The sequence below is a fragment of the Paraburkholderia xenovorans LB400 genome, assembly GCF_000013645.1.
GTDB lineage: Bacteria > Pseudomonadota > Gammaproteobacteria > Burkholderiales > Burkholderiaceae > Paraburkholderia > Paraburkholderia xenovorans.
In genome coordinates this window covers 95,882-112,261 of record NC_007952.1, presented here as the reverse complement: position 1 = coordinate 112,261, position 16,380 = coordinate 95,882, and the positions used below count along the sequence as shown (strand labels likewise).

The 16,380-nt window shown below is 64.6% G+C and carries 9 protein-coding genes; 4 read left to right on the top strand and 5 right to left on the bottom strand.

The features are described from left to right. Nucleotide 1: 1 nt before the first annotated feature. From BXE_RS22550 to BXE_RS22540, 3 genes are all read right to left on the bottom strand, one after another. The gene (locus BXE_RS22550) at nucleotides 2-1,270 is read right to left on the bottom strand and encodes an ABC transporter permease (protein WP_011490452.1); all 1,269 of its coding nucleotides are present in this window, start codon (nucleotides 1,268-1,270) and stop codon (nucleotides 2-4) included. Nucleotides 1,271-1,345: 75 nt separating this feature from the next. Continuing rightward, entirely contained in the window at nucleotides 1,346-2,395 is a 1,050-nt protein-coding gene (locus tag BXE_RS22545) for an ABC transporter substrate-binding protein (protein ID WP_011490451.1), read from the bottom strand. Nucleotides 2,396-2,504: 109 nt separating this feature from the next. Then, nucleotides 2,505-3,602: an ABC transporter ATP-binding protein gene (locus tag BXE_RS22540; protein WP_011490450.1), complete on the bottom strand. Its 1,098-nt coding sequence runs from the start codon at nucleotides 3,600-3,602 to the stop codon at nucleotides 2,505-2,507. A 129-nt stretch (nucleotides 3,603-3,731) separates the two neighbouring features. Between BXE_RS22540 and BXE_RS22535 the strand changes: the two genes are divergently transcribed. After that, nucleotides 3,732-5,282, top strand: coding sequence for a PLP-dependent aminotransferase family protein (locus BXE_RS22535; protein WP_040124175.1), 1,551 nt, complete (start codon nucleotides 3,732-3,734; stop codon nucleotides 5,280-5,282). 11 nt (nucleotides 5,283-5,293) lie between these two features. Here BXE_RS22535 and BXE_RS22530 read toward each other — a convergent pair whose 3' ends face one another. Continuing rightward, complete coding sequence (locus tag BXE_RS22530; protein ID WP_040124177.1) at nucleotides 5,294-9,031, bottom strand: DUF748 domain-containing protein; 3,738 nt, start codon at nucleotides 9,029-9,031, stop codon at nucleotides 5,294-5,296. 228 nt (nucleotides 9,032-9,259) lie between these two features. Next, nucleotides 9,260-10,678, bottom strand: coding sequence for a DUF1254 domain-containing protein (locus BXE_RS22525; protein ID WP_040124179.1), 1,419 nt, complete (start codon nucleotides 10,676-10,678; stop codon nucleotides 9,260-9,262). A 299-nt stretch (nucleotides 10,679-10,977) separates the two neighbouring features. Between BXE_RS22525 and BXE_RS22520 the strand changes: the two genes are divergently transcribed. The 3 genes from BXE_RS22520 to BXE_RS22510 all read left to right on the top strand — a co-directional run bounded on the left by BXE_RS22520 (nucleotide 10,978) and on the right by BXE_RS22510 (nucleotide 16,276). Then, complete coding sequence (locus tag BXE_RS22520) at nucleotides 10,978-11,649, top strand: FMN-binding negative transcriptional regulator (RefSeq protein WP_011490446.1); 672 nt, start codon at nucleotides 10,978-10,980, stop codon at nucleotides 11,647-11,649. A gap of 102 nt (nucleotides 11,650-11,751) precedes the next feature. Then, nucleotides 11,752-14,139 (top strand): heavy metal translocating P-type ATPase, encoded by a 2,388-nt coding sequence (locus BXE_RS22515; protein WP_011490445.1) that lies wholly within the window; start codon nucleotides 11,752-11,754, stop codon nucleotides 14,137-14,139. Between the two features lie 163 nt (nucleotides 14,140-14,302). Next, entirely contained in the window at nucleotides 14,303-16,276 is a 1,974-nt protein-coding gene (locus BXE_RS22510) for a methyl-accepting chemotaxis protein (protein ID WP_040124181.1), read from the top strand. The last annotated feature ends 104 nt before the right edge of the window (nucleotides 16,277-16,380 follow it).

Below are 16,380 nucleotides of genomic sequence, written 5' to 3'. Positions count from 1 at the left end.
TTCAGCCGAGGCTCAATGACGAACGCGTGAAGCGCCCGTAAATGACGTACAGCACGAGCGTCGCGGCGAGCAGCAAGCCGCCGAGCGCGCACGCCATGCCCCAGTTGATCGTCACGTTGGTGTAGTACGCGACGTAGTAGCTGACCATCTGATCGTTCGGTCCACCCAGCAACGCCGGCGTAATGTAATAGCCGATCGCCAGAATGAACACCAGCAACGCGCCCGCGCCGATGCCCGGATAGGTTTGCGGCACGTACACGCGCCAGAACGCGGCGAACGGATGGCTGCCGAGCGAGACCGCGGCGCGCTGATAGGTCGGCGGGATCGACTTCATCACGCTATAGAGCGGCAGGATCATGAACGGCAGCAGAATATGCGTCATCGAAATGTAGACGCCGGTGCGGTTGAACAGCAACGACAGCGGATCATGCAGCAGCCCGCTGCCGATCAACGCCTTGTTCACCAGCCCTTCGCTTTGCAGAATCACGATCCACGCCGCCACGCGCACGAGAATCGAGGTCCAGAATGGAATCAGCACGAGAATCATCACCAGATTCGCGCGACGTTCGGGCAGCGTCGAAATCCAGTATGCGAGCGGGTAGCCGAGCAGCAGCGCGAAGAAGGTCACCGCCGCGCCGATCACAAAGGTGCGGCTGAACACGGCGAGATAGATCTGTTGCTCGGGATCGGTCGGAATGACGTGGCCGAACGCGTCCTGCTTGTGATCCAGCGAAGCGAGCAGATAGAACGGCGAGTACGCGCTCGAATTTTTTGCAATGGTTTGCCAGTAGGCGATATCGTTCCAGCGTTCGTCCAGCTCGACGAATTTGGCGTGGACCTGGGCAGGCGTCAGTTGCAAGGGTTTGCTGTTGTCGTCGACGAACGGCATGGCGCGCGCTGACTTGGCGATCAGCGAGCGATAACCCGGAATCTCGACGTTCAGGCGGCGCGCGAGCGCGCCCATGCCGTCGCTGTCGGCGACCGCGGCGAGGTCGGTAGCGAGGGCGACATACGCGGCATCCGGCGGCGGGGTCTTGCGGTCCCACGCGCTCAATGCCGTCAGCGTATGCGGCAGTGCGTTGACGACTTCGGGATTCTGCGCGGCGCGCGTGAGCAGCGCGCCGATTGGCACGACGAAAATCAATAACAGAAAGATTGCGAGCGGTGCGATCAGCAGCAGGGCCACGGCCCGCTTTCTGGACTCCGCGGCTCTCAACTCGCGCTTGAGCCGGCCGCTTGATTCAGGCGTCGAATCGGCAGCGATGGTCATCGTAGTCACACCCGTTCTCCTTTTTGTCGCGCGGCTTCGCCGAAGCTCGAGCCGCGCCTTCTCACACCATGCCCGTTACTTCGAAGCCCACGACGAAAAACGCTGCTCCAGCTCGTCGCCATGATCGGTCCAGAACGCGAGGTCCTGCAGCACCGCGTTCTTGCCGTTGGCCGGCGAGTTCGGCAGATTGGCGAGCGTCTTCGGATCGAGCGCCTTGATGGCCGTCACGTTCACCGGGCCGTACGCGATGTTGTGCGCGTAGTCCTGCTGCGGCTTCGACGAAATCGAATAGGCAATGTACTTCTCGGCCAGCGCCTTGTTCGGCGTGCCCTTCGGAATCGCCCAGTAGTCGAGGTCGTAGATGCTGCCGTTCCACACCACCTTCAGGTTCTTGCCTTCCTTCTGCGCGGCGTCGATCCGGCCGTTGTACGCGGTGGACATCACCACGTCGCCCGCCACGAGGAATTGCGGCGGCTGCGCGCCCGCTTCCCACCACTGAATGTTCGGCTTCAGCTCGTCGAGCTTCTTGAACGCGCGGTCCTGGCCTGCCTTGGTGGCGAGTACCTTGTAGACGTCCTTCGGCGGCACGCCGTCGGCCATCAACGCGAATTCGAGGTTGTAGCGCGCGCCCTTGCGCATGGCGCGCTTGCCCGGGAATTTCTTGACGTCCCAGAAATCGGCCCAGCCGGCCGGTGCCGTTTTCAGCTTGTCCGCGTTATACGCGAGTGCCGTCGACCACACGAAGAAGCCCACGCCGCAGGTTTGCGGTGCTTCAGGAATCAGATCCGACTTCTTGCCGATCTTCGACCAGTCGAGTTTCTCGTACAGCCCTTCATCACAGCCGCGGCCGATATCGCCCGATTCGACTTCCACCACGTCCCAGTTCACGTGCCTGGCTTCGACCATCGCTTTCACTTTGGCCTGCTCGCCGTTGTATTCGACAGCGGTGACTTTATTGCTGGTCTCCTTTTCGAACGGCTGGTTGAAAGCGACCTTTTGCGCATCGCCATTTGCACCGCCGAAATTGACGACCGTCAATTCGGCGGCATTGACTTGCGCGGCGCCCAGCGCGAGCGCCACGGCACCAACAGCGATGGCGCAGCGCGATTTCCCGATCTTGCTCATGGTGTGTTGCTCTCCTTTGGTGGTGTGCTTCCAGCTACTACAGTGCGACTTTGTTATGTGCTGCCTGATCCGACCTGCCTGCGTTGAACACCTTGCGTGTCCGGCGCGTTCACGCTCCCGCGAAAACCCGCAGATGCTCGGGTGCGAACTCCAGCGCGACCGGCGCGCCGGGCGCGAAGGTGTCGAGCGCGTCGGTGCCGAGCGGCACCTTGACGAAGCACTCGTCCTGTTGCGGCAAACCACAGCGCATGCGCACGTGGTCGCCGAAATAGATCAGCCCGCGCGCCTCACCGGCGAGCGCATTGGCGCCGGGCCGTGACAGGCCGTTGGCGAGCTTCATGCGCTCGGGCCGAATACACGCGACCGCCGGCGTGCCCGCCCGCGCCCCGCCGATGTTGCGCCCAGTAAGACGCGTGCCGTCGCTCAACCGGAATTCGCAATACTCACCATCGACATTCGCGATCGTGCCGCGCAGCCTGTTGCTGTCGCCGATAAAGTTCGCCACGAACTCGTTGCACGGCGATTCGTACAGACGATCGACGGTATCGAGTTGCTGCACGATGCCTTTGTCGAACACGGCCACGCGATCCGACATGGTCAGCGCCTCGCCCTGATCGTGCGTGACGTACACAAACGTCACGCCGAGTTTCTCGTGCAATGATTTAAGTTCGTACTGCATGTGTTCGCGCAACTGTTTGTCCAGCGCGCCGAGCGGCTCGTCCATCAGCACGAGCTTCGGCTCGAACACCAGCGCACGGGCGAGCGCGATACGCTGCTGCTGGCCGCCGGAGAGTTGCGCCGGATAGCGCTTTGCAAAGCTCTCCATGCGCACCATCTTCAACGCGTTGTTGGTGCGATGCGCGCGTTCCTGCGCCGAAATCTTGCGCACGGTCAACGGATATGCAACGTTCTGTTCAACCGTCAGATGCGGAAACAGCGCATAGTTCTGAAACACCATGCCGATGTTGCGCTTATGCGGGGGCACGGTGTTGAGCAGCGTGCCGTCCAGCCAGATTTCGCCGCCGGTGGGAAATTCAAAACCCGCCAGCATCATCAGACAGGTGGTTTTCCCTGATCCGGACGGCCCGAGCAGCGTCAGAAATTCGCCTTGGTATATATCCAGATCAAGTTGTTTGACGACCAGCGTTTCTCCGTCGTACGTCTTGCGCACACCTCGAAAGCTGACGATCACGTCATCGGTTTTCATCGTCCAGGTCTCCTCTGCGGTCCGGCTAACTCCCGTGCAAAGCAGCGGGATTGCATCCATTGCGTGGCCCACTATAGACCGTTACGGTTCTACAATATGGAACCATTTCATTATTCCGGATAGAACCACTTGGACACTGTGATCTTGTCGGATTGGCTCGCTGCGCGGCTCGATCGTTCGGCTGCCGAACCGGTTTACCGACAGACGTTGCGGCTCATGCAGCAGGCCATCCTGACCGGCCAGCTACCGCCGGGCACCAAGCTGCCCAGTTCGCGCACGCTCGCCCAAGACCTCGGCATTGCGCGCAACACGGTGCTGCACGTCTACGACCAGTTGACCGCTGAAGGCTACGTCATTTCGACCACCGGCAGCGGCACTTATGTCGCCGACACGCGGCCGGACACGGCCGCCGTGAATGCGCGCAAGAAGCCAGTGGTGGTGAGCGGCATCGAAACAGATGCCGACGCGGCCATTGAAACCACCAGGCGGCCGAAACGCGATCTGGGCGACCTCTCCACTCGCGGACGCCGTCTGATCGATACCGCCGGCGTTTCCGCCAAGCAATGGGGCGCCTTCATGCCGGGCGTGCCCGACGTCGCGGAATTCCCGGCGCGCACGTGGAGCCGCCTGCAGGCGCGTTTGTGGAAGGAAGCCAATCCCGATCTGCTGACTTATGCACCCGGCGGCGGCTATCGGCCATTGCGGCGGGCGTTGTCGGATTACCTGCGCGTGGCGCGCTCGGTGAATTGCACGCCGGATCAGATCATCATCACCACGGGTATTCACCAATCCATCGATCTCGCCGTGCGTTTGTTGACCGATGTCGGCGACCGTGCGTGGGTCGAAGAACCCTGCTATTGGGGCGCGCGCAGTGTGCTGCAATCGTCCGGGATCACCCTGGTGCCGGTACCGGTGGACGACGAAGGCCTGAATCCGCGCGAACAGGATCTGCAACAGCCGCCGCGCCTCGCGCTGGTCACGCCGTCGCATCAGTATCCGCTCGGCATGGTGATGAGCCTCGCGCGCCGCCGCACGCTGCTCGAATACGCGCGCCAGCACAACGTGTGGATCATTGAGGACGACTACGATAGCGAGTTCCGCTACGGCAGCCGTCCGCTCGCCTCGCTGCAAGGACTCGACGACGCCGGCCAGGTGATCTACGTCGGCAGCCTGGGGAAGATGCTGTTTCCGGGTTTGCGCATCGGCTACATGATCGCGCCGGAACATCTGGTCGACACGTTCCGCACGGGCGTAGCCGAGTTATACCGCGAAGGTCAGTTGATGCAGCAAGCGGTGATGACCGACTTCATCATGGACGGCCATCTCACTTCGCACGTGCGGCGCATGCGCGCGCTGTACGGCGAACGCCGGCAGATTCTGATCGACGCCATCACCGCGCGTTTCGGCTCCGAGTTGCCGGTGATGGGCGACGAAGCGGGCCTGCATCTCGTACTCGGTCTGCCGGATCATGCGAACGATCGCGCGGTAACGGCCGCCGCTTACGATGCCGGCGTGATCGTGCGCCCGCTCGCGAGCTACTACAGCGGCGATACGCCCGCGCGTCGCGGACTGCTGCTCGGTTATGCGTGCGTGCCGAACGACAGGATCGGTCCCGCGTTCGACACACTCGCGCGCGTGATCGAGCAAACCGCGTTGAAGACGCCGACTCGCGCCGCCTGAGCGCCGCGCGCTCACTTCAACCCGAAGTCCACCCGCGTCGTCGCACCCTTGTCCTTGATGCCGTCGGCATTCAGTTTCGGCGCGACGATAAACACGCGGCTGCTGTCGATCTTGCCTTCCAGATACTGCTGCACGCTCTGCGCCCGCTGTTGCGCGAGCTGACGCAGACTGGCGTCGTCGATCGGCGCATTGGCGGCGAGCGCGCTCTTCATCTCGTCGTCCGGCAGGCTCTTCGTCAAGCCGACAAAGTTGCGCGGCTTCTTGAAGTCCGCCGACTTGTAAGCCTTGCTCAGATACTTGTCGTACTCCTTCGGATCCACGGTGACGGTCGACAGATCGACGCTCTCGCCGTTGCCCACCACGTCCTTGATCTTCTGCTGCTTGACGAGGCGCTCGACATAGCCGGTGCGCAACGCGGGTTCGTCGATGGCCGGATCGACGCGGCCGATCAGGTCCATGCGGATCGACGATTTGTCGGCCAGCGCCTTCACGATCGTGTCGAGCTTTTTGGTGTCGGCGTCCGTGAGTGTCGCCGAGCCTGGCTCGAATTCCACGTACCCCAACTCCTCGCCATTGCCGCCGAATGCGTTGGCGATCAGCGAGAACGGCGCGGTCACCGCCTTCTGCAGCAGATTGAGCACCGCATGCCAGATCAGGCCGCCAATGCTGAACTCGGGATTCGACAGCGAGCCCGACACCGGCAGGTTCACGTCGATTTCACCGCGCGAATTCTTCAGCAGCGAGATCGCGAGGCGCACGGGCAGCCTGGTCGCCGTATCGTTTTCGACGTGATCGCCGAACGTGAGCTGATCGATGAAAATGTGATTGTTCGCATTCAGTTGATCGTTTTCGAGCGTGTAGTGCAGATCGACGTTCAGCTTGCCCTTGGTGATCGGATAGCCGGCATATTTCGCCGAATACGGCGTGAGATTGGTCAGTTCGATATCGTGCGCGACCGCCGTGAGATCGAGCGCCGGCTTCGCGATCAGCGGATTGATCGTGCCGCGAATCGACAGCGGACCATTGGCGGCCAGCTTCGCGGCAATGTCGACCGGCGCGGCGGTGGTGGATTGCGTGCCGAACGCACCGACGGTGCCCTGAATGCCGACCAGGTTCGCCGTGAAATTCGGCTTGATGAAATTGTCCGTGTACGTCACGCGGCCCTGTTGCAGCACCAGTTGTCCGAAGTGCAGCTTGACCGGGCTTTGCGGCGCCGTGGCAGCCGTGACCGTGGCAGCCGCTGCCGAGGCCGGCACGGGTGCGGATGCGGCGGCGACCGTGGATGCCGCCTGCGGCGTCAGCGGCACGGGGTCCGCGCCGCTCTTGTCGCGCGTCAGCGACTGCGCGGCGCCGGTTTCGTGCGCGACGACGTCCCGCAGGTTGAGCTTGCCCTGCGCATCGAGCAACACACGCCCATAGAACTTCGTGAACGTGACGCGGCCCGCATCGACCACCGTGCCATGCTCGTCGTAATCGGCCTTCAGGCTGGACAACGCGAGCGAGCCCCAGCCCGCAAATGGATCCGAACTCGCCTTGTCGAGCATGCGGACGTCGACGAGCGCCATGTCGCCGCGATAGGTCGCTTTCAGCGACTTCGCCTGGCTCAGCGCGAGATCGCCGTTCGCATTGAGCAGCGCGCTCGCGATCACCGCATTCAGCTTGCCGCCGAAGTACGGTTCGAAAGCCGCCGCGTCGAGCCGGTTGGCATTCACCTTGACGGCCACCTTAAGCGGTGTCGCCGTCACGTCGCCCTTGACGCCGAGCGTGCCCTTCCTGTTCAGCGTGGCCTGCAGATCGACCGGCAGCGGACGGCTCAGGTCGTCGCTGATGTTCTGCACCTTCAGTTGCAGCGGTGTGATGTTCAGTTTCACCGGCTGCGGCGTGGTGTTGTCCGTGAAGTTGGCGGTGGCGTCTTTCAGGACCAGTTCGCCGATCTTGTAGTGCCACGCGGGCCCTTCCGCCTGCGCCTTCTTCACCGCGTGGATCGCCGTACGCTGCGGCGTGGCTTCATGCCGCCCGCCGAGCGCCGCGAGATTGATGCTGCCGTCTTTCAGACGCTCGGCGTCGACCGCGAGGCCGGTCGTGTCGATGCTGGCGATCTCGGCGGTGCGCGCCGCCACGTCCACCTGCCTGACCCTGGCACTGCCTTGCGTGAGCGCGATCACCGGGTCCTTGGCGCCGGGCGCCGCGACCTTCAGCGATTGCAGATCCAGTTGCGTATCCGTGACCATCACGGCCGCCGGCAACTTCGACCAGTTCGCACCGACGTTGGCGGTGGCCGACAGCTTGCCGTCCCTGAGCTGCGCCGCAGTCGCGGTATCGAGGTACGGTTGCAACTGCGGCAGGTTCAACGACTTCAGGTCGAGCTTCGCGCTTGCCGTTTTCGCCGCAAAGCCGAACGCGCCGGCCACACCGAGTGACCCTCCGCTGTCCTTGAGATCGGTGTTCAGCGTGTAGTGCGCGGGTGCCGTGGCAAGCGTCGAAAAATCGGTCAGCGTCACGGCCAGTTTTTGCAGGCCGGCGTCAACAGGCCGCGAGGCGGCGTTGTCGCGAACATTAACAGTGCCGTCGTTGAGCACGAAGCGTTTGATCGCCAGGTCCAGCGGCGGCGCCGCTTTTGCCGCGGCATTGGCGGCGGATGCGGCAACCGGCGCGCTCGCGGCCGGTTGCGCCGCGGCCGGTTCGGGAGCGAACATCTTCTCGACGCTCAGCACGCCGTCTTTATCCCGCGCGAGACTGGCGGTCGGCGCGTCGATCCGGATCTCGTCGAAGTGATAGAGGTTCCTGAACGGGTCGAGCGTGGCGGCGGCCACGTGCACCGCGCGCGCCGCGAAAAACGGCGCCTTGCCTTGATCCTGCACGTCCACGTCGTTCAGATCGATGGTGCCCGCCACGCGCAGCGAAGGCGCGTCGTTGGAGACCACGAAGTTGAGCTTGAGATCCGTGGAGAGTTTGCCGGACTGCACGATCACGGGCAGCCGGGTCGGCGCGTAGGACATGAGACGCGGCACGTCGAGGCCGTCGAAGCGCAACGACACCTCCGACTCGCGCGACGCGGCAAAGGGCTTGGTCTTGCCGTCGATGGCAAGCGGACTGCCGTCGATGCGCGCACGCAGCAACGGCTCGACGAAGATATCGGTTTTCGAAGGCAGCGTGGCGATGAACGGAATGCCGAGCTTCCATTGATCGATCACGTGCGTGGCGCCGAGCAGCTTGTCGTCGAATGTGATCTGGCCGTTTTCGAGGCGAATGTTCGATACGGAGAACAGCGTCGGCTTGCTATCCGGCCTGGCTGGCTGTTTCGAGAATTTCTCGATCAGGTCCGTGAAATTGAAGCGTTGTGCATCGTAACGAACAATATGGAAGCGTGGCGAATCGAGCTGCACCTGGTCGATGATCGGCGCTGCGCGAAACAGCGAACTCCATGACGGCTGCACGATGAGCCGCGAAATATCCACGAAGTCGCCCGCGCCGCCGCGCTCGCCGATATGCACACGGTCGGCTTCGAGCCGGAGCGTGTACGGATTGAGCGCAATGCGGCCAATCGTGGCAGGGCGGTCGAGTTGTTTGCTGAGCTGTTGCTCGGCAACGTGGCGAATCAGCGGCGGCGCCGCAAAGAAGCCGAGTAGACCGAACACTACAAGGAAGATCAGCAGGCCGGTGATGACACGCCGGGTGCGGCGTGACTGCGCGACATCGCGCACGGTCTGCATGGACGAGGCTAGTGACGCTTTATTGAGGCTTGCCATGCTCGGTATTGGGTAATGCGGCGGCAAGCCCGCCGCGAAAACGAAAATCCCGCAAGCGGCAGTATAAGTCGTGAATCTTTCGCGGGATATAAATGTAAGGCGAGGCTTACACATTCCCTTGCGCGATAGCGCCGCATGTCCGCCGCGACGAAGTGGCGGACATGCCTTGCCCGATTCGTTATCGGGTCGCTACCGAAGCAGAGCTGTCATGTCGACGACACGCAGCTATCACTGACGCACGACGGCCGGCGGTTGCCAGCTGCCGTCGGTGGCTTGCGGCTTGGGTGCGTACAGACGCAGCACGAGCTTCAGATCGGCACGCGGCGCCGGCAGCCAGTTGCCGCTCCTGCTGCGCGTGGACGACACGGTCACGTCGAGCGAACCGTCGCGATTGCGGCGCGCGCCATTGCGGTCGCCGACCGCCAGACGCGCCGGCGCGCTTTCGCCCAAGGCGCCGTCTTTCGTGTACGCGGTGATCGACCAGAAGCCGCGCACCGGCGGCAACTGATTCGGCGCGAAGTGGATCACGTAACGGTTTGCGCCGTTGAGCGCATGACCGTCGCTGTCCTGGGTGACGACCGCGCGTACTTCGTCGTCTTTCGTGCCGATGCCCGGTTGCGCGTAGGCCGCATAAGCGCGCAGCGCGTAGTCTGGACCGTAGGTCCCCACGCCGTCGCCGAACCAGCTCCAGCCGTTGCCGGTCAGCAGATTGGACGGCGGCGTGACCACGCGATCATGACCGTCGGCAAGACCCGCCGTAATGGCTTCCGGCGCGTTCGGCAGCTTGACCGGTTCGCCTGGCGTCACGCCGAGGTCGGAGAGGAATTTGAGCGCATGCGGATCGGCCGGCGTCGGCGGATTGTCGGGCAAGGCCTGCGCGAGCCGGTTGAAGAAACCGTTCGCGTCGAGCGCGGCGACTTGCGCGGCCGGCGAGCCGGAAGCGGCCGCGGCGGCGTCGGCGGCATTGCTGCGCGCCGGCGCGATCGTCGCGGAACGGGTGTCGCCCGCGTAGACGCTCAACGGCGCGACACGAATGGCGCGTTGCAGCTTGCGGACCGCTGTCAGATCGCGCGTGCCGTTCGACTGGATACGCACGCTCACCCATGCATTGCGGGTCGGCACGTCGACGCGCTTCACACCCTTGGGCAACTCTCCCTGCCAGCCCGGACCCACGAAGGCGATCGCCTGCGCCTTGATGCCCGCCGCGCGAGTGCCGAACTGCGAGCTGGTCGACCAGACCACGTTGGTCCACATGTCGAGCACGCGGGCGTCGACGTAGCGGCCACGCGAGTCGGGCAGCGATACGATCACCGGTTCGCTGCCGAGGTCCAGCCAGCCGGTCGAATCGAACGTATCGAGACTGGGCTGCGGCGGATTGGCCGCGCCGATCGGCGGCAATGCCTGTGCGTGGCGCAGCGTATTGAGCGGCGCCTGGCCCGGATCCGTGCCGACCGCCGCGTCGCGCGCAACGCCCATCAGCACCAGCGGATAACCGAACACATACGAATCGGCGACTTCGTCCTTGATCCAGCCAGTGGATTTCTGCGACGCGGTGGGAGTCGACGCGCAACCGGCCAGAAATGCGAGGCCTGCGAACGATGCGCAGGTCCAGTGAATCGAAAGCAACTTTCGGCGATTTTTTATCATTCGTTCAGGTGGCGGAACGTGTGGTCCTAAGGGAGACGCCGGTGCGCTACGAACCCTGCTTGCGCGGCCTCCCAAAGCCCAACGCATCCAGTCCGCGGTTCGCGATGCCGACAACATCGGGTTGTATCGTATCCTTGCTCACCAGGCAAGCGCAAAGGCAGCAATAGCGCCGGTTCGCGCGCGCTCGCGGCTTTTTCGCCGTACGGTTGACGTTTTTTTATTACATCCGCCCTGGCGCCCCACGCCTCGTGGCGATTTTTCACTGCGGCTCTTTCGTCCTCTCGTATCCGGAGCGTTTCATGTACATGCCCGCCCATTTCGAAGAGAACCGTCCAGAGGTTCTCCACCGCCTGATCGCCGAGCACCCTTTCGGCGCGCTGATTACCAACGGGCCGAACGGGCTCGATGCGAATCATTTGCCGTTCGAATTCGAAGTCCCGCCCGCGAAAGACAAATCTGATGCGGCGGCGGGTGAGACGCATGGCATCCTGCGCGCTCACGTCGCGCGCGCCAACCCGGTGTGGCAGGAAGCCGAAGCGAACCCCGAAGCGCTCGTGATCTTCCAGGGCCCGTCCGCGTATATCTCGCCGAACTGGTATCCGGGCAAGCATGAAACGCATCGGCAGGTGCCGACTTATAACTACATGGTGGTGCATGCGCACGGCCGGATCGTCGTGCGCGACGACGAGTCGTTCCTGCGCGGCCTGGTCGCGCGCCTGACCCGCAAGATGGAAGCCGGCGAACCGGTGCCGTGGAAAATGGGCGATGCGCCCGCCGACTTCATCGCGCAGATGCTCGGCGCGATCGTTGGCATCGAGATCGAGGTGACGCGGCTGGTCGGCAAGTGGAAGCTCGGCCAGAACAAGGCTGCGGCCGACCGTCGCGGCGCGGCGGAAACCCTGCTGGCGCGCCCGGGTGATGAACAGCAGGCCGTCGGCCAGGCCATGCTGGACGCGCCGCCAGCGTTCTGAGCGGCACTTTGGCCATGCATCGGTCGCTTTGAGGCGACCCTGCAATTCACTCTTGACCTTCCTATCATGGGAAGGTCAATACTGGCCTCATGATGCGGCCTGATGCCGCCACGAGCCCTGCCTGCCATGACCGAACTTGCCACCGCCCCGCGCCCCGCGAACACCGCCGATGCCGCGGACATTTCCGCCCACACCGCCGAACTCGACATCGGCGGCATGACTTGCGCCTCGTGTGCGATGCGCGTCGAAAAGGCGCTCGCCAAAGTGCCGGGTGTCGTGAGTGCTTCGGTGAATCTCGCGACCGAAACGGCGACCGTCGACCTGAACGGCGCGGCCGCCGGCCCGGATGCGCTGATCGCCGCCGTCAGGAAAGCGGGCTATGAAGCGGCCCTGGTCGCACCACCGGACACGCCCGCCTCTGCCAACGAGTCGGCCCCCGCCGACCGCAAGCGCGACCAGACCCGCCGCGAACTGGCGGCCGTGCTCGCCTCCGCCGTGCTGACGCTGCCGCTCATCGGCCCAATGGTCGGCGAATGGTTCGGTTTCCACGCGATGCTGTCGCCGTGGCTGCAATTCGCGCTCGCTTCGGTCGTGCAGTTCGTATTCGGCGCGCGCTTCTATCGCGCGGCCTTTCGTGCCGTGCGGGCGGGCGCCGGCAACATGGACTTGCTGGTGGCGCTCGGCACGTCGGCGGCGTATGGCATCAGCGTCTATGAACTGGCGACCCATCCCGGCGACATGATGCATCTGTACTTCGAAGCGTCGGCGGTCGTGATTACGCTGGTGCGCTTCGGCAAGTGGCTCGAAGCGCGCGCCAAGCGCCAGACCACGGACGCCATCCGCGCCCTCAACGCGCTGCGCCCCGACCGTGCGCGCATTCGTGTCGGCGCCGGCGAGCGGGACGTGCCGCTCGCGCAAGTACGGGTCGGCACGATCGTGATCGTGCGCCCCGGCGAACGCGTGCCGGTCGACGGTACGGTGCTCGAAGGGCGCACGCATATCGACGAATCCCTGATCACCGGCGAAAGTCTGCCGGTGCCGAAGCAGGTAGCCGACGCAGTCACCGCCGGCTCGATCAACGGCGAAGGCGCGATTGCCGTGACGACCACGGCGATCGGCGCGGAGACGACACTTGCGCGCATCATCCGCCTCGTGGAAAGCGCGCAGGCCGAGAAGGCGCCGATCCAGCGCCTGGTGGACCGGGTCAGCGAAATCTTCGTGCCGGCGATCCTCGCCATTGCCGCGCTCACGCTGGCCGGCTGGCTGATCGCCGGCGCGGCCGGTGAAACGGCGATTCTCAACGCGGTCGCCGTGCTGGTGATCGCCTGCCCATGCGCGCTCGGACTGGCCACGCCGGCGGCCATCATGGCCGGCACCGGTGTCGCCGCGCGGCGCGGCGTGCTGATCAAGGACGCCGAGGCATTGGAAACCGCGCATCGGGTAACGATTGTCGCGTTCGACAAGACCGGCACGCTGACGCTCGGCCAGCCGTCGGTGACGGCGTTCGAGCCGATCGGCGGCATCAGCCGCGACGAAGCGCTAGCACTTGCCGCGGCGGTGCAGCGCAACAGCGATCATCCGCTGGCACGCGCAGTGGTCAAGGCGTATGAAGCGGAAGCGGCAGCGACAGCGGCGGCGGCCGAGGCTGCCGACATGCCTGCGGCAATCGGTGAAGCCGTGGCCTCGCCCACTCGAACGCGCGCGCTGCACGCCAGCGCCGCGCGCGCCGTGGCGGGCCGGGGCGTCGAAGCGGACGTCGACGGCCGCACCCTCGCGTTGGGCAGCGGACGCTGGCTCGGCGAACTCGGGATTGAATTGCCGCCCGAATTCGCCGCGCGCGCCCGCGAGCTCGAAGCCGCCGGCAACACGGTTTCCTGGCTCATGCAGCGCGCTCCGCTAGCGCCGGTCGCACTGGCATTGATCGCTTTCGGCGATACCGTCAAACCCACGGCGCGCGCGGCCGTCGAACGGCTGGCGCAGATGGGCATTACGAGCGTGCTGGTCACCGGCGACAACCGGGGCAGCGCGGCGAGCGTCGCCCGGGCGCTCGGCATCGACGAATTCCATGCGGACGTGCTGCCCGAAGACAAAGCCCGTGTCATCCGTGACCTGAAAATTCGCAGCGCCGGCATCGTGGCGATGGCGGGCGACGGCATCAACGACGCTCCCGCCCTCGCTGCCGCCGACATCGGCATCGCGATGGCGACCGGCACCGACGTCGCCATGCACGCGGCCGGCATCACGCTGATGCGCGGCGATCCGGCGCTGGTGGCCGACGCCATCGACATCTCGCGCAGAACGTGGCGCAAGATCCGGCAGAACCTGTTCTGGGCCTTCGTCTACAACCTGATCGGCATTCCGCTGGCCGCCTTCGGCTTGCTGAACCCGATGCTCGCCGGCGCGGCGATGGCCTTTTCGAGCGTCAGCGTGGTGACCAACGCGCTGCTGCTGCGCACCTGGCGCGGTGCGCAGAATGGTTCGGGGCGCTAGGCGAGTGCGCGCCGAAACACCCCACGGGTGACGCGGTTATTACGAAGTGCTTTCAAATCCCTAAAGAAGGCGGACGCAGCGGCCGTAAACCAGCCATCGATGCCGGCCATGCCCACGCATGGCCCATGCATCCCGCTCGTGCTCTCTTACTCCGCAATCGCTCATGGAATTTCTCTCTTTGCGCCGCGCCAGCGTCGGCGCGCGGCTCGCCATTCTTTCGTGCGCGCTGGTGGCGTTGATCTTCGCCGCGTTCACGTGGGCACTCACCCGCACCGCCGGCAAGCAGATCAGCGACCAGGTGCTCGAACGCATCGCGGACAAAGACCGTTCGATCGCCGCGATGATCAAACTGTTCGACAAGGCCTTGTCGAACGAAGTCGACCGCTCGATGTCGCTGTTCGCGAGTTTCCTGCCCACCGGCTACACGCTCGACGAGACCCAGAAGGTCGACATCGGCGGCGTCGCCACGCCGACCATCAAGGCGGGCGACAAAGTCCTGAACATGGACTTTTCCATTCCCGATCTGTTTCTCGAACGCAGCGGCGCGGTCGCCACGGTCTTCGCGCGCAACGGCGACGACTTCGTGCGCGTCACGACTTCACTGAAGAAACAGGACGGCTCGCGCGCCATCGGCACGTTGCTCGATCGCAAGGCACCGGCCTATGCGCTGCTCCTCGCGAACAGATCCTATACGGGACTTGCCGCGCTCTTTGGCAAACGTTTGATCACGCAATACCGGCCCATCACCGACGCAAGCGGCCGCGTGATCGGCGCGCTGTTCGTCGGCGTCAATGTGGACAAGGAAATCCAGTCGGTCGAAGACGGCATTCGCAATCTGAAGATCGGTGACACCGGCTACTACTTCGTCGTCGACGCGTCGAAGGGCGCGGATCGCGGCAAGCTGATCGTGCACCCCGCGGCGGCCGGTCAGAATGCCGGCAACGCGAACGCGCCGTACCAGCAGATGCTCGACATGAAAGATGGCCGGCTCGAATACAGTTCGGCCGACGCCACGCTCGGCGAACGCGGCGCGCGCGACAAGTTCGTCTCGTTCGTTACCGTGCCGGAATGGCAATGGCTGGTTGGCGGCGTCGCGCCGCGCGACGAAGTGATGGCCGACGTCGTTGCCACCCGCAATGAATTCCTGCTGCTCGGCTTCATCCTCGTCGGCGTGTTCGCGGTGGTGTTCCTGATTGCGGTGCGCCGCCTCGTGAGCCGCCCGCTCGAGGAAGCCGCCAAGGCGTCCGAGCGTTTCGCCTCGGGCGATCTGAGCGTGCGCGTAGCCAACGGCGCAAACGCGCGCGCCGATGAAATCGGCCGCCTGATGCAGTCGATCGACGGCATCGGCGAAGGACTCGCGCGCATTGTTTCGCAAGTGCGCAACGCGTCGGCGGATATGTCTCACGGCACCGGGAAAATCGCCACCGGCAGCGGCCATATCGCCGCGCGAATCGCCACGCAGGCGAGCAGCCTCGAAGAAACGGCGGCCAGCATGGAGGAGATCACCTCGACCGTGCAGCAGAACGCCGACCACGCCGCGCAAGCCAACACGCTCGTCACGCGCGCCGCCGACGCCGCGCTCGAAGGCGGCCGTGCGGTCGAACGTGTGGTCTCGACGATGGGCGAGATCAGCCGCTCGTCGCAGAAGATCGCGGAGATCACGTCCGTAATCGAAGGCATCGCCTTCCAGACCAATATCCTCGCGCTGAACGCCGCCGTGGAAGCGGCGCGGGCCGGCGAACACGGCAAGGGCTTCGCGGTGGTGGCGTCGGAAGTGCGCGCGCTGGCGCAACGCAGCGCGGCTTCGGTGAAGGAGATCGAAGGCCTGATCGCGACTTCCACGGCGACCGTGCAAAGCGGTTTCCGGATCGCCGAAGAAGCCAGCTCGACGATGCAGGGCATCGTTCAGCAGGTCGGCGAGGTGCGCGCGATCATGGGCGAAATCAGCGTGGCCTCGCGCGAGCAGTCGGGCGGCATCGAACAGGTCAATCTCGCCGTCACGCAGATCGGCGAAGCAACGCAGCAGAACGCGACGATTGTCGGCGAGGCGGAACTTGCGGCAGCGGAGTTGCGCGATCAGGCCGCGCGTCTCGCACAGGTGGTCAGTGTGTTCAAGCTGGAGAGCGGGCGCGATTGAGTTTGAGTGATGGCTAATGGGGCTAACGGCTAACGGCGATTGCCGCGCGGCGCGGCGCTGCTTGCCGCGGCGCGCACCGCCGCCAACCGTCTGCACGCCAGCGC